This window comes from Chromobacterium sp. INPA-IVC (genome assembly GCF_059047085.1).
Map to the genome: position 1 here is coordinate 222,897 of NZ_JBTNLS010000001.1, position 22,881 is coordinate 245,777.

General features: G+C 64.4%; 20 protein-coding genes. 11 read left to right on the forward strand and 9 right to left on the reverse strand.

Going from position 1 to position 22,881, the window contains the following annotated elements:
• Window positions 1–39 precede the first annotated feature (39 nt).
• The gene (locus tag ACX17K_RS01010) at window positions 40–780 is read left to right on the forward strand and encodes a hypothetical protein (RefSeq protein ID WP_493773308.1); all 741 of its coding nucleotides are present in this window, start codon (window positions 40–42) and stop codon (window positions 778–780) included.
• Between the two features lie 53 nt (window positions 781–833).
• Here the strand turns inward: ACX17K_RS01010 and ACX17K_RS01015 are convergent, their stop codons facing one another.
• Genes ACX17K_RS01015 through fepD form a run of 3 tightly spaced genes read right to left on the reverse strand, consistent with a single transcriptional unit; the run spans window position 834 to window position 3,690 of the window.
• On the reverse strand, window positions 834–1,673 hold the full coding sequence (locus ACX17K_RS01015; protein WP_493773309.1) for an ABC transporter ATP-binding protein: 840 nt from the start codon (window positions 1,671–1,673) through the stop codon (window positions 834–836).
• Window positions 1,670–2,713 (reverse strand): iron-enterobactin ABC transporter permease, encoded by a 1,044-nt coding sequence (gene fepG, locus ACX17K_RS01020; RefSeq protein WP_493773310.1) that lies wholly within the window; start codon window positions 2,711–2,713, stop codon window positions 1,670–1,672. Before fepG ends, ACX17K_RS01015 begins: the two co-directional genes overlap by 4 nt.
• Window positions 2,710–3,690, reverse strand: a complete 981-nt coding sequence (fepD, locus tag ACX17K_RS01025; RefSeq protein ID WP_493773311.1) for a Fe(3+)-siderophore ABC transporter permease — start codon at window positions 3,688–3,690, stop codon at window positions 2,710–2,712. Before fepD ends, fepG begins: the two co-directional genes overlap by 4 nt.
• Before the next feature lie 178 nt (window positions 3,691–3,868).
• Here fepD and entS point away from each other — a divergent pair, with 178 nt between their 5' ends.
• Together entS and ACX17K_RS01035 are read left to right on the forward strand one after the other, a co-directional pair.
• Complete coding sequence (entS, locus tag ACX17K_RS01030) at window positions 3,869–5,143, forward strand: enterobactin transporter EntS (protein ID WP_493773312.1); 1,275 nt, start codon at window positions 3,869–3,871, stop codon at window positions 5,141–5,143.
• 163 nt (window positions 5,144–5,306) lie between these two features.
• Window positions 5,307–6,002: a hypothetical protein gene (locus ACX17K_RS01035; RefSeq protein WP_493773313.1), complete on the forward strand. Its 696-nt coding sequence runs from the start codon at window positions 5,307–5,309 to the stop codon at window positions 6,000–6,002.
• A gap of 60 nt (window positions 6,003–6,062) precedes the next feature.
• On the opposite strand, the gene fepB is transcribed toward ACX17K_RS01035, so the two are convergent.
• Window positions 6,063–7,064, reverse strand: coding sequence for a Fe2+-enterobactin ABC transporter substrate-binding protein (gene fepB / locus ACX17K_RS01040; RefSeq protein WP_493773314.1), 1,002 nt, complete (start codon window positions 7,062–7,064; stop codon window positions 6,063–6,065).
• 302 nt (window positions 7,065–7,366) lie between these two features.
• Between fepB and ACX17K_RS01045 the strand changes: the two genes are divergently transcribed.
• The 3 genes from ACX17K_RS01045 to ACX17K_RS01055 are packed head-to-tail and all read left to right on the forward strand — an operon-like array spanning window position 7,367 to window position 13,008.
• On the forward strand, window positions 7,367–8,491 hold the full coding sequence (locus ACX17K_RS01045; RefSeq protein ID WP_493773315.1) for an efflux RND transporter periplasmic adaptor subunit: 1,125 nt from the start codon (window positions 7,367–7,369) through the stop codon (window positions 8,489–8,491).
• A 3-nt stretch (window positions 8,492–8,494) separates the two neighbouring features.
• Window positions 8,495–11,623, forward strand: a complete 3,129-nt coding sequence (locus ACX17K_RS01050; RefSeq protein WP_493773316.1) for an efflux RND transporter permease subunit — start codon at window positions 8,495–8,497, stop codon at window positions 11,621–11,623.
• Complete coding sequence (locus tag ACX17K_RS01055; protein WP_493773317.1) at window positions 11,620–13,008, forward strand: efflux transporter outer membrane subunit; 1,389 nt, start codon at window positions 11,620–11,622, stop codon at window positions 13,006–13,008. Before ACX17K_RS01050 ends, ACX17K_RS01055 begins: the two co-directional genes overlap by 4 nt.
• Before the next feature lie 11 nt (window positions 13,009–13,019).
• Here the strand turns inward: ACX17K_RS01055 and ACX17K_RS01060 are convergent, their stop codons facing one another.
• The 3 genes from ACX17K_RS01060 to ACX17K_RS01070 all read right to left on the reverse strand — a co-directional run bounded on the left by ACX17K_RS01060 (window position 13,020) and on the right by ACX17K_RS01070 (window position 15,130).
• Window positions 13,020–13,475 carry a VOC family protein gene (locus ACX17K_RS01060; protein ID WP_493773318.1) on the reverse strand — a complete coding sequence of 152 codons (456 nt, stop codon included), beginning with the start codon at window positions 13,473–13,475 and terminating at the stop codon, window positions 13,020–13,022.
• 38 nt (window positions 13,476–13,513) lie between these two features.
• Window positions 13,514–14,167 (reverse strand): oxygen-insensitive NAD(P)H nitroreductase, encoded by a 654-nt coding sequence (nfsB, locus tag ACX17K_RS01065; RefSeq protein ID WP_493773319.1) that lies wholly within the window; start codon window positions 14,165–14,167, stop codon window positions 13,514–13,516.
• A gap of 180 nt (window positions 14,168–14,347) precedes the next feature.
• On the reverse strand, window positions 14,348–15,130 hold the full coding sequence (locus tag ACX17K_RS01070) for a M949_RS01915 family surface polysaccharide biosynthesis protein (protein WP_493773320.1): 783 nt from the start codon (window positions 15,128–15,130) through the stop codon (window positions 14,348–14,350).
• A 326-nt stretch (window positions 15,131–15,456) separates the two neighbouring features.
• Between ACX17K_RS01070 and ACX17K_RS01075 the strand changes: the two genes are divergently transcribed.
• From ACX17K_RS01075 to ACX17K_RS01095, 5 genes are all read left to right on the forward strand, one after another.
• A complete protein-coding gene (locus ACX17K_RS01075) occupies window positions 15,457–16,323 on the forward strand; it encodes a helix-turn-helix transcriptional regulator (RefSeq protein WP_231155130.1) in 867 nt (288 codons plus the stop codon).
• Entirely contained in the window at window positions 16,320–16,994 is a 675-nt protein-coding gene (locus ACX17K_RS01080; protein WP_493773321.1) for a transaldolase family protein, read from the forward strand. Before ACX17K_RS01075 ends, ACX17K_RS01080 begins: the two co-directional genes overlap by 4 nt.
• Before the next feature lie 16 nt (window positions 16,995–17,010).
• Window positions 17,011–18,237, forward strand: a complete 1,227-nt coding sequence (locus ACX17K_RS01085) for a sugar MFS transporter (RefSeq protein WP_493773322.1) — start codon at window positions 17,011–17,013, stop codon at window positions 18,235–18,237.
• Between the two features lie 226 nt (window positions 18,238–18,463).
• Entirely contained in the window at window positions 18,464–18,688 is a 225-nt protein-coding gene (locus ACX17K_RS01090; protein WP_046155840.1) for a hypothetical protein, read from the forward strand.
• A 750-nt stretch (window positions 18,689–19,438) separates the two neighbouring features.
• Window positions 19,439–20,674 carry an aerolysin family beta-barrel pore-forming toxin gene (locus tag ACX17K_RS01095; protein ID WP_493773323.1) on the forward strand — a complete coding sequence of 412 codons (1,236 nt, stop codon included), beginning with the start codon at window positions 19,439–19,441 and terminating at the stop codon, window positions 20,672–20,674.
• A gap of 89 nt (window positions 20,675–20,763) precedes the next feature.
• Here the strand turns inward: ACX17K_RS01095 and ACX17K_RS01100 are convergent, their stop codons facing one another.
• Both ACX17K_RS01100 and ACX17K_RS01105 read right to left on the reverse strand, forming a co-directional pair.
• Window positions 20,764–21,804: an RNA methyltransferase gene (locus ACX17K_RS01100; RefSeq protein ID WP_493773324.1), complete on the reverse strand. Its 1,041-nt coding sequence runs from the start codon at window positions 21,802–21,804 to the stop codon at window positions 20,764–20,766.
• Between the two features lie 204 nt (window positions 21,805–22,008).
• Window positions 22,009–22,683, reverse strand: a complete 675-nt coding sequence (locus tag ACX17K_RS01105) for a hypothetical protein (protein WP_493773325.1) — start codon at window positions 22,681–22,683, stop codon at window positions 22,009–22,011.
• Window positions 22,684–22,881: the final 198 nt, after the last annotated feature.

A 22,881-nucleotide genomic window follows, 5' to 3' on the forward strand; every position in this document is an offset into this window, starting at 1 on the left:
CGCGTCCCGCATCTTGAACCGCAAGCGAAGGAGACTCAGATGAAAATCTTGATCGTAGTGGGAGAGGGGGTGGCGAACAGCTCTGGGGTCTCGGTTTTGGACCAGTCCCTGGAGTTTTACGGGTATGGGCTTGAGCTGGTGAAAAAATACCTTCGTTTCAGCGAAGAGGACTCAAGAGGCGTGGGGGTGGAGCTTTATATCCCCGGCTCCATAAGCCAGCAGCACTCCGAATATCTCAATATCATGAGCGAGGCCATGAGGACGTCGGTTGTGGATGCCGCGTTCTTCTATGACAGCATCGCCGGACTGATGGAAGCACTGATGAAGGCGCGCAATGAGCGTACTTGCCTGATAGTGATCGGCCACGGTTTTCAGATTATTGGCGGGGGCGCGGTGCAATTGCTGAATGGGAAGGGGGCGGATAAGTGCATTGAAGATAAAGACATCAATGCTATTCGCCCGGATGTATACATCGGCCTGCATTGCTATCCGGGAGCCATCCTGAATAAGCTGAGCAATAGCTGCATTGCTTGTGGGCTGACCGGACTGAATGTCGGGCAAAATGGCCATATCAAGAATTTTTGCGAGTCTGACAAGCTGGATCGATTGTTTGAGGATGTTTGTCAATTGTTTTTTATCGTCGACATAGAAGACATGGACAAGCCGACAATCAACGAGCATGAGAAGGCGGTGATTCAGGCGCTGAAAGGATTCAAGGATCATTCCACGCCTGAGTTCGCGGTGACGGAAACCGCGTCGCTGGCGCTGAGCAAGAGCTGAATGACGAGCCGAGCTGAATCGTATGGAACCGGCCCGTCACCCTATTGTGGCTCTCAGCGCGGAATCACCATCGGCGTGTGGCTGACCGGGTCTTCGATGATCAGGCAGGGCAGGCCGAATACTTGTTCGATCAATTCGGCGGTGACGATGCGCGACGGCGCGCCTTCGGCGACGATGCGGCCGTCTTTCATCGCTATCAAGTGGGTGGCGTAGCGGCAGGCGTGGTTGATGTCGTGCAGCACCGCCACCAGCGTGCGGCCGCCGTCGCGGTTCAGCCGGCGGAACAGCTCCAGCAGTTCGATCTGGTGGGCGATGTCCAGATAGGTGGTCGGCTCGTCCAGCAAGAGCAGCGGCGTCTGCTGAGCCAGCGCCATCGCCACCCAGGCGCGCTGGCGCTGGCCGCCGGACAACTCATCCACCAGCTGGTTAGCCAGCTCGGCGGTGCCGGTGGCTTTCAGCGCTTCGTTGACCGCGTTCTCGTCGTCGCGGCTCCATTGCCGCAGCAGGCCCTGGTGCGGGTAGCGGCCGCGCGCCACCAAGTCGGCCACGGTGATGCCGTCCGGCGCCACGGCGCTTTGCGGCAGCAGGCCCAGCTGGCGGGCTACCGCCTTGGCCGGCTGGCTGTGGATGTCGCGGCCGTCCAACCGCACCTGGCCTTCCAGCGGCTTCAGCAGGCGGCTGAGGCTGCGCAGCAGCGTCGACTTGCCGCAGCCGTTGGGGCCGATGACGACGGTGAAGGAGCCATCGGGTATCCGCAGGTTCAGCCGCTCGCAAATCGTCCGTTGGCGGTAACCCAGGCGCAGGCCGTCGCCGGATAGTCGCGGCAGGCCGGACGCGGGCAGGGCGGCGTCGAGTGCCGCGGCGGGGTTGAGCTTGAAGGACAGGGTGGTCACGATTTCGCGCCTCCGGTTTGGCGCAGCAGCAGCCACAGCAAGTAAAGGCCGCCGATGCAGATGGTGACGACGCCAACCGGCAGCTGGCGCGGATAGAACAGATGCTGGGCGGCGTAGTCGGCCGCCAACAGCAGCAGCGCGCCGGTCCAGGCGGCGGTGAGCGGGCTGGTGGCGCGCGCGCGCTGCAGCCGCTGGGCGATTTGCGGCGCGGCCAGCGCGATGAAGGCGATGGGGCCGGCGGCCGCGGTGGCGGAGGCGATCAGCGCCACGCCCAGGCCCATCAGCCACAGCCGGGTGCGCTCGGCCGGCACGCCCAGCGCATTGGCGCAGTCGTCGCCCATTTCCAACAGCCGCATCCGCGGCTTCAGCGCCAGCGCAGCCAGCATGGCCAGCAGGCAGAACAGCGCCGAGGGCAGGCCCTTGCTCCAGGTCATGCCGTTCAGCGTGCCGGCGCCCCAGATCGCGGCGCTCATCGCCGACTCCAGGCTGGCGTTGATCAGCAGCCAGCTGTTGAGCGCGCTCAGCATGGCGCTGACGGCGATGCCGACGATGATCAGCCGGAGCCCGTGCGCGCCGCGCTTCCAGGCCAGCAGATAAACCAGCGCGGCGGAGGCGAGACCGCCGGCCAGCGCGCCGCCGGCGATCTGGAAATGGCTGCCGCCGATGGTGGTGATCACCAGCAGCGCGCCGGTGTAAGCGCCGGTGTTGAAACCCACCACGTCCGGGCTGCCCAAGGGATTGCGCAGCAATGACTGGAAAATCGCGCCGCTCATGCCCAGCGACGCGCCGATGACCAGCGCCATCGCCACCCTCGGCAGCCGCCATTGCTGTACCACGGCCACGTTCAGCGGGCTGCCCTGGCCTTGCAACGCCGCCCACACTTGCTCGACGCTCAGATGCAGGGCGCCTGCGCGCAAGCTCAGCAGCGCCAGCGCGGCGCAGGCCGCCATCAGCAGCAGCGCCGGCCATAGCCGGCCCGGCTTGATGCGAAGATTGAAGCGGCCGTCTGGGTCGCCCAGCCGCAGATGCGCCGTTTTCATGCCTTGCCTCCCGATCCGCCGTGGCTGCGCGCCAGCCAGATCAGCGCCGGCGCGCCGATGAAGGCGGTGACGATGGACACGCGCAGCTCGCCCGGCGTCAGCAAGCGGCCGGCGATGTCGGACGACAGCAGCAGTATCGGCGCCAGCAGCGCGGTGAAGGGCAGGCTCCAACGAAGGTCGGCGCCGCCCAGCCGGCGCGCGACGTGGGGAATCATCAGGCCGACGAAGCCTATCGGCCCGGCGACGGCGGTGCTGGCGCCGGACAGCAGGGTGACGGCGGCCACGGCGCCGCCCTGGATCAGCAGCGGCCGGCCGCCCAGGCTGACCGCCAGATCGTTGCCCAGGCCCATCGCGTTCAGCGGGCGAGCCAGCAGCAGCGCCAGCAGGCCGCCGGCCAGGATGGCGGGCGCGGCCAGGCCGACGGCGGCCATGTCGCGCACGTCCAGCGTGCCGGCGTTCCAGTAGCGCAGCCGGTTGAAGGCGATGGGGTCGAGCAGGGTGATGGCGGCGGACAGGCCCATCAGCACCGCGCCGACGGCCACGCCGGCCAGCACGATGCGCAGCGGATCGGCGCGGCGGCCGCGCGCGCCCACGGCGTAGACCAGCAGCGTCGCGCACAGCGCGCCCACCGCCGCGCAGGCCATGTAGCCGCCTTGGCTGTCCACGGCGAGGAAGGCGACGCCCAGCACCATCGCGAAGCTGGCGCCGGCGTTGACGCCGAGTATGCCGGGGTCGGCCAGCGGATTGCGGGTCAGCGCCTGGATCAGCGCGCCGGACAAGCCCAGCGCCGCGCCGGCCAGCAGGCCCAGCAGCGTGCGCGGCAGCCGGCCTTGCAATACGACCACGCTGTCCGGCCCGGCGGCGCGGCCAAGCAGGCTGTCCCAGACGGTGGCGAGCGGAATCGGCTTGGCGCCCAGCGCCAGGCTCAGCACGGATACGACAGCCAGCAGCGTCAGGCAGGCGAGCAAGAGCGTCATCCGTCGGCGCGTGGCCGCATGTGGGCGAGTAGGCATGATTAAATGAAAATGATTCCTAATACGAATCTGCAATGTTACCATGCAAACTCCATGAAGAAACCACGCTGCGGCGTGACGCCGTCAATTTTTCCCGTTCGCGGCCACTGAGCCGCGCTTCTCGAACCACTGCGTTGATAACATGAAAAAATCGCCCATCTTCGTCGACTTCAGCCTGCTCAGGCTCAATCCGCATTTCCGCTCCATCTTCATCGCCCGGATGATCTCGGTGTTCGCTTTCGGCATCCTGATGGTGGCGGTGCCGGTGCAGATCCATCAGCTCACCGGCTCCACGCTGCAGGTGGGCGCGGCGATGGCGCTGGACGGCATCGGCATGTTCGCCGGCCTGATGTGCGGCGGCGTGCTGGCCGACCGCATGGACCGCCGCCGGCTGATCCTGCTGGGCCGGACTTCTTGCGGCCTGGGCTTCCTGGCGCTGGCCTTGAACGGCTTCATGACCAACCCGTCGGTGACGGCGCTGTATGTGGTATCCACCTGGGACGGTTTCTTCAGCGGCATCGGCATCACCTCGCTGATGGCGTCGATTCCGGTCATCGTCGGCCGCGAGAATCTGCCCGCCGCCGGCGCGCTGAGCATGTTGACGGTGCGCTTCGGCGCGGTGTTGTCGCCGCTCCTGGGCGGTTTGATCATCACCGCCGCCGGCGTCAACTGGAACTACCTGCTGGCAGGCATCGGCACCTTGGCCACGCTGATTCCGCTGACCCGCCTGCCGTCGCTGAAGCCGCAAAACGCCGAACCGTCGCACCCGCTGCGGTCCTTGATGGAAGGCTTCGAGTTCCTGTGGCAGAACAAGGTGGTCGGCGCGGTGGTGGCGGTGGGCACGCTGCAGACGCTGCTGAGCGCGGTGCGGGTGCTGTATCCGTCGCTGGCCGAGGATGGCTACGGCGGCGGCGCGTTCGAAGTGGGCCTGATGTATTCGGCGGTGCCGCTGGGAGCGATGGTGGGGGCCTTCACCAGCGGCTGGGTGGGCGGCCTCAGCCGTCCCGGCGCGATGATGCTGGCTTGCGTGACCGCCTCGTCGCTGGCCATCGCGTCCCTGGGCGCCTTCACCCACCTGGCTTACGGCCTGGCGGCGCTGGTGGTGCTGGGCTATCTGGGCTCCATCGCCTCGCTGCTGCAGTTCACGCTGGTGCAGGGTCAGACGCCGGACCACCTTCTGGGCCGCGTCAACAGCCTGTGGAACGCGCAGGACGTGGTGGGCGACAGCCTGGGCGCGCTGGGTCTGGGCGCGCTGGCGCGGGCCTTGGCGCCGCTGATGGCGGTGGCCTGGTTCGGCGCGGGCGCGGCCGCGGCGGGTTTGCTGATGTGCGTGGGCTTTGGTTCCTTGCGCCGCCTTTCCGGCGGCAAGCCGGAGCAGGCTGAAGGCGAACCGGCGGAGCAGGCGGCGGGGTCTTGAGCTTTGGCGTGGGCAGCTGGCTCTGCGGCTTATTTTTGCGGCAGGGTGGGCCGTCTCGCTTTACAATCGCTGGCCTGAGGTTGGTTTGATCGACTGTAGGATATGGTTTGTTGAGCTTGGCTTGGCGTCCATTTGAGGCCGGTTAAAGCAGCCGAAGTCCAATGTGGATGTATTTTTAACTAAAACGATTGCCTGCGTCATTTTCATGAAATCATTTGTTATCCTTGCATTTTCTGTTCTTTTAACTGCCTGCGCGTCTGCGCCGCCGCTCAAGGCCAATGTGGCCGACCTAGATAAATCTCAATCGGTAGTACTTCAAGATCTACATCCGGCGGATGAGAAAAAAAGAGAGATTTTCAGCTATTTGATTACGAGCGAGCGCTACGGCATATTTCGGTTGGGCGAGATGGATATGAGTCCATCCGCGATGCGTCTGCTACAACATCGCGTGTATGAGCATTTTCATGCAAGTGGCCCGGTAGGCATTAAGGTCCATCATTTCGTTGTCTATTTGAATCAACAGCATTCTTTCCGAGCGGGCGCGGTCGGCGCGGCATTGGGGCCGCTGGGCGCCGCTGCAGCGATGGGCTCAGTCAAAGATCTGTTGGACGGGTCATTCGCGGTGGTGGATCCCAACCTGTTTAACAGTATGTCCGGGGACGACGAGTGGAAACGTGGCGTGATGAGTTTGCAGGAAAACCCTAATGATGGGCCTGCTTTCATTGTTTGGCTCGATGTCGAGATCAATGGCAAACGTGTGTTTGTGCGTGGGGTTTCTCCGATGAAAGTGCCTGAGGGCAAGGCTCCTTATATTGTCGCGCTTGAGTCGACATACGATTTTTTGCTAAGGCAGTTCTAAGCCCTTAATCAAAAAAGCGGACTTTGGTCCGCTTTTTTATTGTCGCCGCTCAGGCGGTTTTCAGCCGAACTGCTTGCGCAGCCGCGCCAGCAGATTGCGCGCGCTGTAGTAGTCCAGGCGGAAGGTGTCCAGGCCTGCGGCGTACACCTGCTTGGCCTTCACCGCCGGATTGCCGGCCAGGAAGGGATTGGCCAGCACCTGCGGCACCTGGTCCTGGTCGGCGTTGAACAGGATCATCGAGTTGCCTTGCAGACCGTCGGCGAACTTTTCGCCGGTCAGCTGGATGATGTCGTGGCGCACGCCCATGCTGGTATTGCCCTTGACGCTGTCCGGCGCGGTGGCCAGCTCAAATCCCAGCGACTGCAACAGCTTGCCCTGCGCCGATTGCGGCGTCCAGAGGTTGGCGCCGGAGCCGTCCTCGTAATAGACCAGCGCCGCGGTGGGCTGCGGCGGCAGCTTCAGCGTTGCCTTCAACTGGCCGGCTTCGGCGTCGAAGCCGGCGATGGCATCGCTGGCTTCTTTTTCTCTCCCTGTGGCCTGGCCCAGCAGCGTGGCCAGTTCCTGCCAGCTCTTGTCGTCGTAATTCACCACCAGGGTCGGGGCCATCTGGCTCAGTTGTTCGTACAGCTTCAGCGCGGAGTCGCCGCCGGTGCCGGCCATCACGATCAGGTCCGGCTGGGCGGCGATGATGGCCTCGGCATTGGGCTCGCCCTGATAGAGCGGAGTGACGCCGCGCTGCTTGGCCACTGCGCTCCACTGGGTGAAGAAGCCCTGGTCGTCCGTCACCTTGGAATGGGCGGCGCTGCCGCCGCTGGCGACCACCGGCGCGTGGATGGCGAGCAGGGTGCCGGTCAGCGTCACGCTGGTGGAGACGATGCGCTGCGGCATCTTGTCCAGCGTCACCTTGCCCTTGGGCGTGTCCAGGGTGCGGGGCCAGCCGGCGGAGGCGGAGGCCGCGTCGTCGGATTGGGCCGGGGCGTCGCAAGCGCCGAGCAGCGCGGCGAGGCCGGCTGCGGCGGCCAGGCGCAGCGCGTCGCGGCGCGTGGCGTGGGGGAGCGGCATGGAGGGTTTCCTTTCCATTCGTAAAGCGTCTGGCGATTTTATTGCAAGTGATAAGTATTATCATTAACATTGTCGCCGATGCCAAGATTCCCGTCTCAAATCCGGGAATTTGCCTGCAAGCTCTTGCGAGCGGCGGATGGGCGCGGGCGCTGCGCCCGGCTTGTCCGCCGTTCGGTTTCTGGACTCGATTGAGCCCGAAGCGGGAGCCGCCAAGTCCAATCGCCGAAGACAGCATGCGTCCGCGCGCGCATTTTTCCGGGGGCTTGATGGTTCCCGTTTTCGCGGCCGGAATGCACTGGAATATGCGGATATTGACGGTTGTTGCGATCGCGGCGGGCCTGGCCGGCTGCAAGGGGCCGGAAATGGCGCCGGAGGCGGGCAAGCCGCCCGAGGTCGGGGTGGTGAAGCTGGAGGCGAAGGATGTGGCGATACGGACCGAGCTGGCCGGCCGCACCGTCGCCTACCGCAGCGCCGAAGTCAGGCCGCAGGTGAACGGCATCGTGCTGAAGCGGGCTTTCACCGAGGGTGGCTTGGTCAAAGCCGGCGATGTGTTGTACCAGATCGATCCGGCCGGCTACCAGGCGGCCTTGCAGCAGGCGGAGGCGACGCTGGCGTCCGCCCGCGCCGCGTTGGGCAGCCTGAAGGGACGCGCCGAACGCTATGCCGAATTGGCCAAGATAGACGGGGTCAGCCGCCAGGAGCGCGAGGAGGCGGACGCCGATTATCGCAAGGGACTGGCGGCGGTAAAGGCCGGCGAGGCTGCGGTGGCGGCGGCCAGGGTGGACCTGTCGCGCACCCGCGTGCTGGCGCCGATTTCCGGCCGTATCGGCCGCTCGGCTGTCAGCGAGGGCGCGCTGGTCACCTCGGGCCAGAGCGCGGCGCTGGCCACCATCCAGCAGCTGGACCCGATGTATGTCGACATCGTCCAATCCAGCCAAGACCTCTTAGCGTTCAAGCGCCGTCAGGCCGACGGCGAGCTTCAGCCCGCCGGCGCGGCTGCCAGACTGAAATTGGAGGACGGCGCGCCGTACCGGCATCCCGGCAAGCTGCGCTTCACCGAGTTGAACGTGGACCGCGTCTCCGGCGCGGTGACCTTGCGCGCCGAGTTCCCCAATCCCGAAGGCTTGCTGCTGCCTGGCATGTATGTGCGCGCCGAGCTGGAGCAGGGCGTGCGCCGTCAGGCGGTGTTGGCGCCGCAGCAAGGCGTGGCGCGCGATGACAAGGGCCGCGCCACCGCGCTGGTGCTGGGCGCCGGCAACAAGGTGGAGCAGCGGTTGCTGACGACGGAAGGCACCCACGGCGCTTACTGGCTGGTGACGACGGGGCTGAAGGCCGGCGACAGGTTGATCGTCGACGGCCTGCAGCGGGCCCGCCCAGGCGAGGCGGCGACGCCGGTGGCCTTGCCGGCCCTGGCCGGGAGGAGCTGAGCGATGCTGGCGCGTTTCTTCATAGACCGCCCGGTGTTCGCCTGGGTGCTGGCCATCGTCATCATGCTGGCCGGCCTGTCCGCGCTGCGCGCGCTGCCGGTGTCGCAATATCCGGACATCGCTCCGCCGACGGTGATGGTCAGCGCCAGCTACCCCGGCGCGTCCGCCCAGGTGGTGGAGACCAGCGTGATCCAGGTGCTGGAGCAGGAGTTGAAAGGCCTGGACAATCTGATGTATTTCAGTTCCACCAGCTCCTCGTCCGGCCAGGCCGAGATCATGCTCACCTTCCGCCAGGGCGCCAACGCCGACACCGCTCAGGTGCAGGTGCAGAACAAGGTCAGCCAGATGCTGGCGCGGCTGCCGCAGCAGGTGCAGCAGAATGGGCTGTCGGTGCAGAAGATGCAGGGCGACTTCCTGCTGATCGCTTCTTTTTACGATGTCAGCGGCCAGCGCAGCGATACTGACATCGCCGACTGGCTGGCCAGCAATGTGCAGGACCCGCTGAGCCGGGTGGACGGCGTCGGCTCGGTGCGGGCCTTCGGCGCGCCGTACGCGATGCGCGTGTGGCTGGACCCGCACAAGCTCAACAGCTACGGTCTGATCCCATCAGACGTCAGCGCCGCCATCTCCAAGCAGAACACCGAAGTCTCGGTCGGCGAGCTGGGCGCCTTGCCGTCGCCGCCGGGCCAGCAGCTCAACGCAATGGTGACGGCCTGGTCGCGGCTGTCCACGCCGGAGCAGTTCCGCGACATCGTGGTCAAGGCGTTGCCGGACGGCGGCGCGGTGCGGTTGGGCGATGTGGCGAGGGTGGAGCTGGGACAGGAGGATTACAGCAGCAGCTCACGGCTGAATGGTCATCCTGCCTCCGGCCTGGCGGTGATGCTGGCGCCGGGCGCCAACGCGCTGGCCACCGCAGAGGCGGTGAAGACGCGGGTCGCCGAGCTCGAGCGCAATTTCCCGCCCGGCATCCGCGTCGCTTATCCGGAGGACACCACCCATTTCGTCCGGCTGTCGATACGCGCGGTGATGGAAACATTGCTGGAAGCCGTGGCGCTGGTGGTGCTGGTGATGTTCGTGTTTTTGCGCAATTGGCGCGCCACGCTGATTCCGGCGTTGACGGTGCCGGTGGTACTGCTGGGCACCTTCGGGGTGCTGGCGGCGGCCGGCTTCGGCATCAATACGCTGACCTTGTTCGGCATGGTGCTGGCAATCGGCCTGTTGGTCGACGACGCCATCGTGGTGGTGGAGAACGTCGAGCGGGTGATGAGCGAGGAGGGACTGGACGCGCGCGCGGCCACCGTCCGCTCGATGGGCGAGATCGGCGGCGCGCTGGTCGGCATCGGCCTGGTGCTGGGCGCGGTGTTCCTGCCGATGGCCTTCTTCGGCGGCTCGGTCGGCGTCATTTACCGCCAGTTCTCGATCACTATCGTCGCGGCGATGGCCTTGTCGGTGCTGACCGCGCTGACCCTGACGCCGGCTTTGTGCGCGACGTTGCTGCGGCCGCATGCGCCGTCCGAACACGGCCCGCTGGCGGCGTTCGAGCGCCGTTTTCAGCGTCTGCAGTCGGCCTATGCCGGCCGCTGGCTGCCGGTCTGGCTGCGCCGCCCCTTGCGCGGCGGCCTGGTCTATCTGGCGCTGGCGGCTGGCCTGGCGGCGCTGTATCCGCGGTTGCCCACTGCTTTCATCCCGGACGAGGACCAGGGCACGGTGATGGTGCAGTTCACGCTGCCCACCGGGGCCACCCACGAGCGCGCCGACAAGGTGGCGCGCGCGGTGGAGCAGCATTTTCTTGAGGCCGAGAAGGCCAATGTCGAGTCGGTGTACATGTTGTCCGGCTTCAGTTTCGGCGGCTCCGGCCAGAACGCCGGCATGGCCTTCGTCGCGCTGAAAGACTGGTCGCAGCGGCGCGGCCAAGAGAACAGTGCCCAGGCGATAGCCGACCGCGCCACCGCCGCGCTGGCCTCGCAGCGGGACGCCGAGGTGTTCGGCATGGTGCTGCCGCCGATAGGCGGGCTGGGACAGACCAATGGTTTCGAGTTCTGGTTGCAGGACGCCTCCGGCATGGGGCGCGAGGGCTTGGCCAAAGCGCGCGACCAGCTGCTGAAGGCGGCCCAGGGCGACGACAGGCTGAGCGCGGTGCGCTCCGGCGCCGCAGACGACAAGCCGCAATTGCGGCTGGATGTGGACCAGAGCAAGGCCGCCGCGCTGGGGCTGGACCCGGCCAATGTCGCCGATACGCTGGGCGCCGCCTGGGGCGGGCGCTACATCAACGATTTTGTCGACCGCGGCCGGGTGAAGAAGGTGATGATGCAGGCCGACGCGCCGTATCGTTCCAAGCCTGAGGATCTGGGCCTGTGGTTTGTCCGTGGCGCTGACGGCACGATGACGCCGTTTTCCGCCTTCGCCCGCGCGCGCTGGGAGTACGGCCCGGCGCAATTGAACCGCTACAACGGTCTGCCGGCGCTGCCGTTGTCGGGCTCGGCCGCCGCCGGGGTCAGTTCCGGCGAGGCGATGAAGGCGGTGGAGGCGATAGCCGGCAAGCTGCCGGGCACGCAGTACGAGTGGAGCGGCCTGTCTTATCAGGATCGGCTGTCCAGCGGCCAGACGCCGCTGCTGTACGCGGTGTCGATATTGTTCGTCTTCCTGTGCCTGGCGGCGCTGTACGAAAGCTGGCTGGTGCCATGCGCCGCCATGACGGCGATTCCGCTGGGCGTGCTGGGCGCGGTGCTGGCGGTGATGGCGCGCGGCTTGTCCAACGACATCTATTTCCAGGTGGGTCTGCTGACGACGATAGGCCTGTCGGCCAAGAACGCCATCCTGATCATCGAGTTCGCCGAGGCAGCGATCCGGCGCGGCGCGGCTCCGCTGGACGCGGCGCTGGCCGCCGCCCGCCAGCGCCTGCGGCCCATCCTGATGACCTCGCTGGCCTTTGGCGTCGGCGTCGCGCCGCTGGTCTGGGCTGGCGGGCCGGGAGCCGGCAGCCAGAACGCGATCGGCGCGGCGGTGCTGGGCGGCGTGGTGTCGGCCACGCTGCTGACGCTGTTCTTCGTGCCGCTGGCGCATCTGCTGATACGCGGCCTGGCGCGGCAAGTCGCGCAGCGGCGTTTGAAACTGGCGGAGGCGCGGCCATGAAGCGAGTTTTCTGCTTATTGATGGGCGCGGCTTTGGCAGGCTGCGCGTCGCCGCAGCCGGATTACCGGCGGCCCGCCGCGCCGGTGCCGGCGCATTGGCCGGCGTCGGACGCGGAAAGCGGACAGGCTGACGTGGCCTGGCGGCGCTTCTTTGTCGACGAGGGCCTGCGCGAAACCATCGCCCAGGCGCTGGCGAACAACCGCGACTTGCGCGCGGCCGTCGCCAATGTGCAGGCGGCGCGGGCGCAGTATCGGGTGCAGGACGCGGCACGCTTGCCGACCGTGCAGCTGCAGGGCAACGCCAATCGGCAGTTGACCCGGAGCGGCGATCCATCGTTGGCGGCGGATAGCCGCGGCGTCAGCGTCGGCCTGGGTGTCAGCGCGTTCGAGCTGGACCTGTTCGGCCGGGTGAGGAGCCTGAGCGACGCGCAGTGGCGACGCTATCTGGCCAGCGAGGCTGGCGCGCAGGCGGCGAGGGTCAGTCTGATCGCGGAAACCGCCAATGCTTATTTGACCTTGGCCGCAGACCGCAGCCAGCTGGCCGCGGCGCAGGCGACGCGGCAAAGCGCCGAGCGCTCGCTCGCCCTGACGCGCGAGCGGCTGCGCTTGGGCGCGGCTTCGGCGCTGGACGTCAGCGCGATGAATACCGTGGCGCAGCAGGCGCGGGCTGATGTCGCCCGCTATCAAGGACTGGCGGAGCGGGACCGTTTGGCGCTGCAATTGCTGGTCGGCGCGGAACTGGACCAGGAGCAGCTGCCGGCGGCGTTGGAAGACAAACCGTACACGCTGGCGGCGCTGCCGGTGGACGCGCCGGCTGATGCCTTGCTGCGCCGGCCGGATGTCCGCCAGGCGGAAAACCTGCTGCGGGCCGCCCATGCGGATGTGGACGTCGCGCGGGCGGGTTTATGGCCCAGGCTGGGACTCAGCGCCAGCTCAGGACTCAGCGGCGTGACGCTGGCCGGTCTGCTGAACGCGCCTGCGCGGGCCTTGAGCCTGGCATTGGACGCCAGCTTGCCATTATTGGATGGCGGCGCGGCGCGGGCCGGCGTGGACCAGGCGGACGCGCAGCGGCTGGCGGCGCTGGCCGCTTACGAGGAAGCCCTGCAGAGCGGGTTTCGCGAAGTGGCCGACGCCTTGAGCCAGCGCCAGGCGCTGGCGGAGGAAAAGCAAGCGCGGCAAGCGTCGCTTGCCAGCGCGGAAAACTCCTTGCGCTTGGCGGAAGCGCGTTATCGGCAGGGGCTGGATGGCTATCTAAGCCTGCTGGAGGCTCAGCGCACAGCGCAATCCGCGCGCCAGCAGTGGATTAGCGCCAGTCTTGCCGAGGCGGAGAACATGGCGGCGTTGTACCGGTCGCTGGGTGGCGGGCTGGAGGATAGTTCAGGATAGGGGCCGGGGCGTCAGCTCTGGATGTCCAGCCGAGGCAGCGGGTCTCCGGCCATCTGGTTTTCCGGCAAGTAGGGGAAGATCAGCTCTATCCTGACGCCATCCGGATCGTCGATGAACAACTGATGTTCGCCCAGCTCCGGCACCACGCGCTCGTGGAAGTCCTGGCCCAGCGACAGCAGCCGCATTTGCATGTCCATCAGATTTTGTCCGCGCAGCGCGATGTGGTCGACGCGGCCGGAGCCGGCCCTGGCTTCGCGACCGCCCAGATAAGCTTCCAGTTCGGCATTGTCCGCGCTTGCCGCCACCAGATGCAGCACCGGCCTGCCGCCGGCATACAACCATTTTCCCGGAAAGCGGAAACCCGGGCGCGGGCCGTCGCTCAGGCCCAGGACCCGCTGATAGAAGGCCGCGCTGGTTTCCAGGTTGGCGGCGCGTATCGTGAAATGGTCGATTCCCTGGATGTTCATCGCGATCTCTCCTGCGCCGCCGGGGCGGCGCGATAAAGTCACAGCCGGGTGATGACGGCGTCGGCCGGCAAACGGGACTTTGGCAGCTTGGCGTTGAAGTCTTTGTCCGAGCGGCGGCCCAGTGCGACGATCACCGAAGCGACCAATCCCTTTTCCCGCAATCCCAATTCCTCGCTCAGCGCTCGCTGGTCAAAGCCTTCTATCGGGCAGGCGTCGATTTCCAGCGCCGAGGCGCCCAGCAGAAGGGTGCCGACGGCCAGGTAAACCTGCTTTTCGAGCCAATGCGAGGCATCGCGTAGCTCGAAGCGATGCATGTCGGCGAAGAGCGAGCGGGTCTTGAGCTGGCCTGCGCGGGCTTCGGCGCCGGCGAAGCGGCCGTCGCGTTCTTCCTGGTCCAGCAGCGTCTGCAGGTAGGCATCGTCCAGCGCGATGCGGGTGCAGAATACCACCACGTGGGAGGCGTTGAGCACCTTGGCCTGGTTGAAGGCATAGCCGTCGGCGGTGGCCTTGGCGACGCGGGCCTTACCTTCGTCGCTGCCGGCGATGAAGAAATGCCAGGGCTGGGAGTTGGTGGACGAGGGGCTGTGGCGCAGCAGCGTTTCGATCTGCTCCACCTGGTCCGGGCTCAGTGTGAAGTCGGGATCGAAGGCTTTGGTGGTGTAGCGGGTTTTGGCGTAGTGGGCGATGTTCATGGTGTTTGCCTTGGGTGTCGGTGATCGGTTGGCCTCCGTTTCCCGATCGCGCGGGAGGAAAGGCCCAGTTAACGCATGATCCTTTGCAAACTGCGAGAGAAAAACTAGTTCTTACCAGAATCACTTACTTGGTTTTTTTGAAAATGGCCGAAAACGCGCCGGATCTTTCGGCTCATGGGCTCAGGCGGTTTGTCCGTCCAGCCATGCCTGGTCCAGCTCCCGCATTCGCTTGAACCACTGTTTCTTCATGTATTCCAGGTAGGCGGGCGGAGCCTTGGCGAAATCATTTTCATCCTGGTAGCAGCCGGGCAGCGGCGGTTCGAACAGCGAGCCGCCTTCGCGGCGCAGCAGGTCGCGCTGGGCGTCGGCGCTGCAGTCTGCTGGAAGGCGCAGGCCTTCCACCTCTCCTGTTTTCTGGTCGCGGTTGCGCACGCCGTAGCGGTCGGCGCCGCGCAGGCCGAACTTGTCCTTGCCGGCGTGCAGGATCAGCTTGTACTCGTTGGGGCTGACGTCGCTGGTGCAGGTTTGGCGATAAGCCAGCGCCACCGCGCGCGCGCCGTCCCGGCCCAGTATAGGGAAGCTGACTGCCGGCAGGTCGAATTCCGCGCTGGCGTCGAACAGGCATTGATCGACGCCGTCATTCAGCGCCCACAGGCGTTTGGGGCGTCCGGCGTCCACGCGGTATTGCGCCGCGTACAGGCGCGACGATTCGGTTTCGTCGCTGGCCCGGTCCTCATGGGTTTCGCCCAGCACCAGCAGATTGTCGCCTGCGCTGTCCCGCCAGCTATAGGCCGCCACCAGCTTTCCCTTGATCTCCACCCCCTTGGGAACGGTCGCCACGCGGCTGACCGGGCCGGGCTCCGCCGGGGCCTCGGCGGCAGGTTGCGCGCCGCCTTGTCCATGGCAGCCGGCCAAGGCCAATAGCAGGGCGGCAAGAAGGGAGCTGGCGGGGAAACGGCGCATATTCGAATCCGTAGGCAAACGAAAGGCCGGAATATTACGCAATCCGCGAAGGCGGGAAAAGCCTGTTCTTTCAACGGATATGTCGGGAGCGGAAAGCGGCGGTGGTTTATTTTATCGATATATATGTTCGTATATGGATGGTTGCCGAAAGAGCGAATTTATTGATGGATTCTGGTTTGGGGTTTGGTGATATGATTCGTTTTTCTTAAAACCTCCTGAAGCGTAATTTGTAGCTATATGAACAGTTTTATTTCTGATTATATCGACTCGAATCTGCGCAGGCGGCAGAGGAAGCGCCCCGCAGACGGGAGACTGCCGGGTGGGCGATGACGGGCATCAATTTCCAAAGCGACAGGTTCTACGCGACTAACGCGTCATTCACCGCCACCGACGCGGTGATGGAATTCACCCGGCCGCTGCGCAGCCTGAAAATCGCTTATTTCACTTTCGACCGGCACTACGCCGATGGCTCCCGCATCGCCCTGACCAATTCTCCGGACTGGATTCAGCATTATTGGCGGCAGGAAATGTTCCAGTTGGCGGTGTTCGAAAAGGATTCGGACAATTTCACCGACGGCTACGTGTTCTGGAACTGGCTGAACCGCGAGCCCATTTATTCGGCGGCGGCGCTGTTCGGCATTGATAACGGCGTGACGCTGATCGAGCGCAGCGAGGGCTACTGCGACTTCTTCCACTTCGGCTCGGTTTACGACAACAGCGTCAACAACGACTATCTGGCCGGCAAGATGGCCTATCTGCACCAGTTCGTCTCGCTGTTCAAGTACAAGCTGCACGACGTGATCGAATCCGCCGGCCATGACCGGATCTACCTGCCGGAGTCGGCCAGGGGCAAGCTGATCCTGGACAGCGACATCAACCACGACATGCTGGTTTCCGACTTCTACAGCCTGATGGACCGCCGCGACGTGTCGCGCATCTATCTGGGCGATGCGGACCATAACGCCTACCTGACCAAGAAAGAAGTGGCGCTGATGCGCGAACTGGTGGGCGGCGCGTCCTGCGCCGAAGCGGCCGTTTCGCTGGACATCACCAGCGACGCGGTCAACAAGCACATCAAGAACATCAAGGAGCGGCTCAATTGCCGGTCGCTGTGCCAGCTGGGCTTTGTGATCGGCAAGCTGAGCGCGCGCAATATTTATCCCTTTTCCGTGGCGAGTGGTGCAAACAAATGAAGATATGGCTGGACACGATAGACATTGACGCCATCCGCAAGGCCCAGGCCATGGGCGTGCTGGCCGGCGTGACGACCAATCCGTCGATACTGGCGACCACCAACCGGGATGTGGAGGCCGTGCTGGGCGAGATACTGGACGTCCAGAGCGGCCCGCTGGCGGTGCAGGTGGCGGCGCGCGGGCTGGACGGCATGCTGGCGCAGGCCCGGCGCATCGCCGACCTCAGCCCCAGAGTGGTCGTCAAGATTCCGGCGGCGGGGGATGGCTTCCGCGCGATGTCCATTCTCGAGCGCGAGGGCATCGCCACGCTGGCGACCACCATTTTCGAAACCCGGCAGCTGGCGCTGGCGGCGCTGGCCGGCGCCAGCTACGCGGCGCCCTATGTGAACCGGATCGAGCTTTCCACCGGCAACGCCTTCGAGGTGCTGGAGCAGTCGCAGCGGCTGCTGGACGCTTACGGCTACAAGACCGCCATCCTGGCGGCGGCGGTCAAGACGGTGGATCAGTTCCTGCGCTGCGCGCAAACCGGGGTGGCCGCGGTCACGCTGCCGGTGGAGGTGTTCCAGCAGCTCCACGCGTCCAGCGAGGACATCGAGCAAAGCCTGCGCAAGTTCGACGCGGCATGGCAGAGCAACGGGCTGACGCGGGACGCCGCGCTGTTCAAGGCGTGAGAAAGCAAGAAAGCAAATGATGAATCGTGATGACGCGCTGTTGAAGAAAACCATCATCCTGGTGACCTGCACCTTCTTCCTGTGGGGCATGTCCTACGGCTTGCTGGATGTGCTGAACAAGCATTTCCAGCAGGCGATGCAGTTGTCCAAGGCCGATTCAGGCTGGCTGCAGACCGCTTATTTCCTGGCCTATTTCGTGATCGCCATCCCGGCGGCCTTGTTCAACGAGCGCTTCGGCTACAAACGCGGGCTGATCGCCGGCTTGTGCTTCTTCGCCGTCGGTGCGCTGTTGTTTATCCCGTCGTTGCTGAACGCCAGCTTCCTGGCCTTCGTGCTGTCGCTGTTCGTGCTGGCTTGCGGGTCGGGCTTCCTGGAAACCACCGCCAACCCCTATATTTCTCTGCTGGGCGACGAGAACCGCTCCGAGCGGCGGCTGAACATGGCCCAGGCTTTTTGCGGGCTGGGCACGGTGGTGGGGCCGCTGATCGGCGGGGCCTTCTTTTTCAAGCTGGGCAATAGCGCGCCCTCAGGCGCGCAGCACGACATGGTGATGCAGGTCTATGTATGGATCGCCGCATTCGTGGCGCTGCTGGCGCTGGCCATCGCCAGAACGCCGATGCCGGATGTGGGGCGGTATGAGGCCGCCGCCAGAGAGGAGGGGCGGCCGCTGATCCGCAACGGGCGCTTCGTGTTCGGGGTGCTGGCGCAGTTCCTCTACGTGGCGGCTCAGGTCGGGATCGGGGCCTTCTTCATCAATTACGCGATGGAGAGCGGCATGCGGCTGAACGCGCAGTCGGCGGCCTGGCTGCTGTCGCTGGCGATGATGCTGTTCATGGCGGGGCGCTTCGTCGGCACTTTTGCAATCGGCCGCCTGTCCGCCGGCCGATTGCTGATGCTGTTCGCCTTTGCCGACATCCTGCTGTCGCTGGTGGTGGTGACCATGGGCGGCGTCATCGCGGTGGGCGCGCTGACCTTGATGTTCTTCTTCATGTCCATCATGTTCCCCACCATTTTCTCGCTGGCGATCAAAGGTCTGGAACGCCAGACCAAGCGCGCCAGCTCCATCCTGGCGATGTCGGTGAGCGGCGGGGCCGTTTATCCCTATTTGATGGGCTATGTGTCCGATCATTACGGCACGCCGCTGGCGTATGCGATCCCCTTGGCCAGCTTCATCGTGATTTTCCTGTACAGCGTGTATCTGGAGAAAGAGAGGACCGCCCAAGTCGCGGTTGGCTCGATTTGAGGGAGTAGGAGCAAGGAAGCCGGCGAAAGCCGGCTTTATTCGTTTTGGCGCGCGAATTTTCGCTGTTGCTCGGCTTTTGGGACAGGAAGAGGAAAGACTACAGAAATCTGTACTTATTTGCCGGCGCGGCATGGGATATCTTGGCGTCGTAAGATTTTTTTCATGCTGCACGGCAGTTTGATTCAGTACTGAACGATGCAGGAAAATCCCACCAGGAGCAACAGTGATGAATCCAAGCAGACTTGTCAAGGAAATAGCGGACGATGATTATGCTCTGGATGTGATTCAGGGCGATCAGGTGCTGGTCACCAGCCCGGTGATCGTCGGCGCAAAAGGATCGGAATGGGAAGGCTCGCTGGTATTCACCAAGGAATACCTGCTTTCCCTGATGCAGCTGGGGCTGAAGCACCGGCTGTTGAATCCGGACGATATCCATACTCCCTCCCTGTGACGGCGCAGCCAGTCCGATTGCCGCCGGAACGGACTGGCGGCTGCCTCGCGCCTAGCGCTGCGACGGGGTGTCTGCATGGCGGTCAACGCCAGCTTGCCATCCGCCATGCAGACGTTCCTCCGGCCGGCGTAGCCTGGCTCTTCATGACTCCCGCCCCATCCGCGCGTGCGCTGTCCCGAGCCTGCGCCCAGTTTTCCCGCCAATAATCCCCGCCGCCATTGGACGGCATCCGCAAACTGCGCATGGCGTCGGCCAAGGTTGGCGTCCATTTGCGTTGCCAAGCGAGGGCGTTGTTCGGCTGCGTTTGGTCGGACATGTATGTGGCGAATGCGACACCTGTTCTAAAGGATGGATTTGGTGCGGCGCAACGCATGGAGACGCAGCCAGGCGATTGCCGATTTTCCGCGCGCTCGAACCCGTCACAATTAGCGTCAGGACATAAGCATTTTTACTTAGTATTTTTCATTCTGACAATATGTAAATAGAAACTGGTAAATGTTTACAAATGAGGCGTTAAGAAATATTGCGATGGATATCCGGCGCTAATTAGGATTCCTCATGCAAAGTAAAGTATTTGCTCTGCATCGCAGCGGCGTAAAGGCCGGAGTATTCCATTGGCAGATCGGATGGCCGGCGCTTGCATTGATTCATTTCTTACGCAGGGTATAAAACATGAAATTGATAAAAGCCACGCTTCCCGCTTCAATATTGCTCATCGCTTGCCAACAGCAGGCATGGGCGGCGGATACCGTGCCACAATTCAGCGACGTGGTGTATACGGAGATGTCCCCGGATAACGAGTCCACCATCCAGAAAATCGTGACGTCGGACGCATTTTTCAAACCATGGGCGTCATTGGCGCATTATCTCGGTTATGGCTGGGTAGGCGGCAATACCAACGGCAATACTACGGTAGGCAAGGAGTTTGAATACCGGCGCATCGACACCATGCTGGACAATCTGTCGATCCCGGACAATAAATACCGCTACATGATGAATGCCAAGTACGATCCGAAAGGGCCGGGCGGGTATTGGGCCGACAAGCGGTTCCGGATGGCTTTTTCCAACATCCAGTGGATGATGGAACCGGATGACATGAAATTAGGCGCGCCGGAGCTGTACAACAAGAAGCCGCTGAAAGTGGTGACCGTGGTGTTGGAAAACCACAGCGACCAGACCGACACCGGCGTGGCCAATCTGAAATACGACTCCACGGTCAGCTGGTCCAAGGCCGACAAGATCAGCGTCAGCGGCAAAGTGACGATTACCAATAAATGGACGGCCGGCTTGCCGCTGATCGGCGGGGCGGAAAGCTCGGTGGCGGTGGAGATCGCCTCCGGCGCGGACTGGACCACCACCAACGGCACCAGCAGCACCACTTCGCAAACCGCGGAGTACCGGGCAGTGCTGCCGGCCAAGAGCAAGCGGCTGATCACGCTGACGCTGTTCGAGCAGAAAGCCAACATCCCGTACACCTCCAAGATGTTCATGACTTACGAGGCGGAGCTGTACAACTTCCTGCGCTACAGCGACAACGCGCTGAACGGCCACCCGTCCAACCGTCCGTTCTATCTGAGCAAGTTCGGCGGCAAGGACGGCCTGAACGGCGCGCAGGATCTGCTGTCGCAATACCTGAACCCGGCGACGTCGAAATGGGATTGGCCGTGGGCAGTGAACCAGTACTCGCGCAGCACCATCGAGTACTACATCGGCTCGATTTCCAAGCGCAAGTTCAAGCAGCAGTTCACCGGGGTGTTCAGCGCGGTGGATTCCACGGCCTACACCATCACAGCCGGTCCGGTGGAGCCGCTGAGCGCGCAGGCGCAGACCGCCCGTTCGGCCAGCCTGGGCGCCGCGGCCTCCGGAGGGATCCAGTATCGCGTGGTGAGCGGGGACCTGAAGGATGTGCCGGGCCGCTTGAAGAACCTGCGCTTCACGGTGGGCAAGCCGCAGGCTGCGCCGTCCGCCGCATCGCCGATCAGGTGATCAGACCCAGAAGGGATTGATTTGCCGCAACAGCGCCTGTGTCCGGCTTGGCATGCCGGGCGCAGGCTTTTTTATTGGTCGGGGCGGGGTTAGCCGCGGCGTTTTCGCAGCCGGCTGGTATCGATGACGCCGGCCGCCCGCGCGCGCAGCTGGCCGCAACCGCCGTCCACGTCCTGGCCGGCCGAGTCGCGCACCTTGGTCAACACGCCATTGTCGTGCAGATAGCGTTTGAACTGGGCGATGCGTTCGTCGCTGGGGCGCTGGTAATCGTCGCCCTCCACGCTGTTATAGGGAATGATGTTGAGCACGCCGTACTTGCCCTTGAGCAGGCGAACCGCGGCGTCCATTTCTTCCTGGCTGTCGTTGACGCCCGCCAGCAAGGTCCACTGGTATTGGATGGGGTAGCCCGAGTTGCGGGCATAGGCCTCGCCCAGCTCCACCAGCTCGGTCGGCGCGATGCGCGGCGCGCGCGGCAGCAGCTGCTCACGCAAATCGGCGCGGGTGGTGTGCAGCGACAGGGCCAATGCCGGCTTCACCTGCAACTGGGGCAGGCGTTCGAACACGCGCGGATCGCCCACGGTGGAGAACACCAGGTTCTTGTGGCCGATATTGCCGTCGGTGCCCAGCCATTGAATGGCCTCCAGCACGTTTTCCATATTGTGGGCCGGCTCGCCCATGCCCATGAACACCACTTTCTTCACCGGACGGATGCGCCGCGCCAGCGCCACCTGCGCGGCGATCTCTGCGCTGCCCAACTGGCGGAGCAGGCCGCTTTTCCCGGTCATGCAGAAGGTGCAGCCCACCGCGCAACCCACCTGGCTGGACACGCACAGCCCGTCGCGCGGCAGCAGCACGCTCTCCACCATCTGGCCATCGTTCAATTCCACCAGCAGCCGCAGCGAGCCATCCTCGGCCGTGTGCTGGGAGTGGATGCGGGCCAAGGCCTCCACTTGGGCGGCGATGGGCGGCAGGCCATCGCGCACGGACAGCGGAAAGTAGTCTTCGCTCTTCTGGTGGCGGGTGCCGGCGTCCAGAGGCTGCCCCTTGAGCCAGGCGCGATTGATGCGGCCGATATGGCAGGGGCGGGCGCCGATGCCGGCGAGGGCTTGATGGAATTCCTGGATACGCATGCGCTGCTTCTGAATACGGTTGCTGCCCGCGCGCGGCGGCGCGCGTTTCGGCACAAGGCGCGTAGCGTAGCGCAAGTCGGCTTGGAATGGTGGGGATTTTGCCGGCGCGACGCGGGCCGCGCTTGGAGAATGGGAATGGATAAGGCCAGAGCGCCGTCCCCTGTGATGGAGGCGGCGCTCTGGTTTCAGGTTTCAGCGGCTAGTTCAGCTTTCGCGCGGGTGGCGCAGCTGCACGAAGACCGCCGGGTCGCCAGCCTCCTTGGTGACGAAGACGGCCGGGATGTGGAACGGCTTGCCGGTGGCGACGTTGATGCCGCTGATGGTGGCTGTCATGCCCGGATGCAGCGGATTCACGCGTTCGCCGCCGGCCACGCTGACCGACCACGAGCCTCCCGGCAGCAGGCCGGCGAAAGTGGCGATGCCCTTGCCGCCTTCGATCAGCGGGATCAGCAGCGGCTCGGTCGGCGGCACGTAGGCATTCACCGCCACATCGGACAGGTGGATTTGGTAGACGATATCGGGACTGGCGACCGCGGCGTCGGAGCCGGAATCGGCGCTGGTTTGCTGCACCGGATGTCCCAGATGGGTCGTGCGGCCGAACTGGGGTTGCGGGCCGGCCTTCAGGCAGGTCATCCACGGCGTGGTGAATTCCTTGCCGGAGGCGTCTTTGCACACGGCGTAATACTTGTTGCCCGCGTGGGGGCCGCCGTTTTCGGTTTCTCCCGAGGTCAGGTCCAGGTTGTAGAAAATGTTGGTCGTCAGCGTGCCTACCGAATAGGTGCCGGCTCCGCCGGTGAAGACCGGGGGCACGATGATGGGCGCATCCGGAATGTAGGGGTAGACGCGGACTTGGGTGACGGGTGTCGGAAAGGGGGCCACGATTATCTCCTGGAGATCTGCGGTTGACGTGGATATTGCGTTGATGCGGAACGCTGTGTTGCGCCTATGGCGGGAAACGGCGGCGAGTCGGGGCAGAAATGGCTGTCAGCCAGGGCTGCGAGACCTGCGCAAGGGAGGCCGCTCTTCGGAGTCATGCCGGTTTCCCGCGCTGATGGCCAATCAACAGTAGATCAGGAT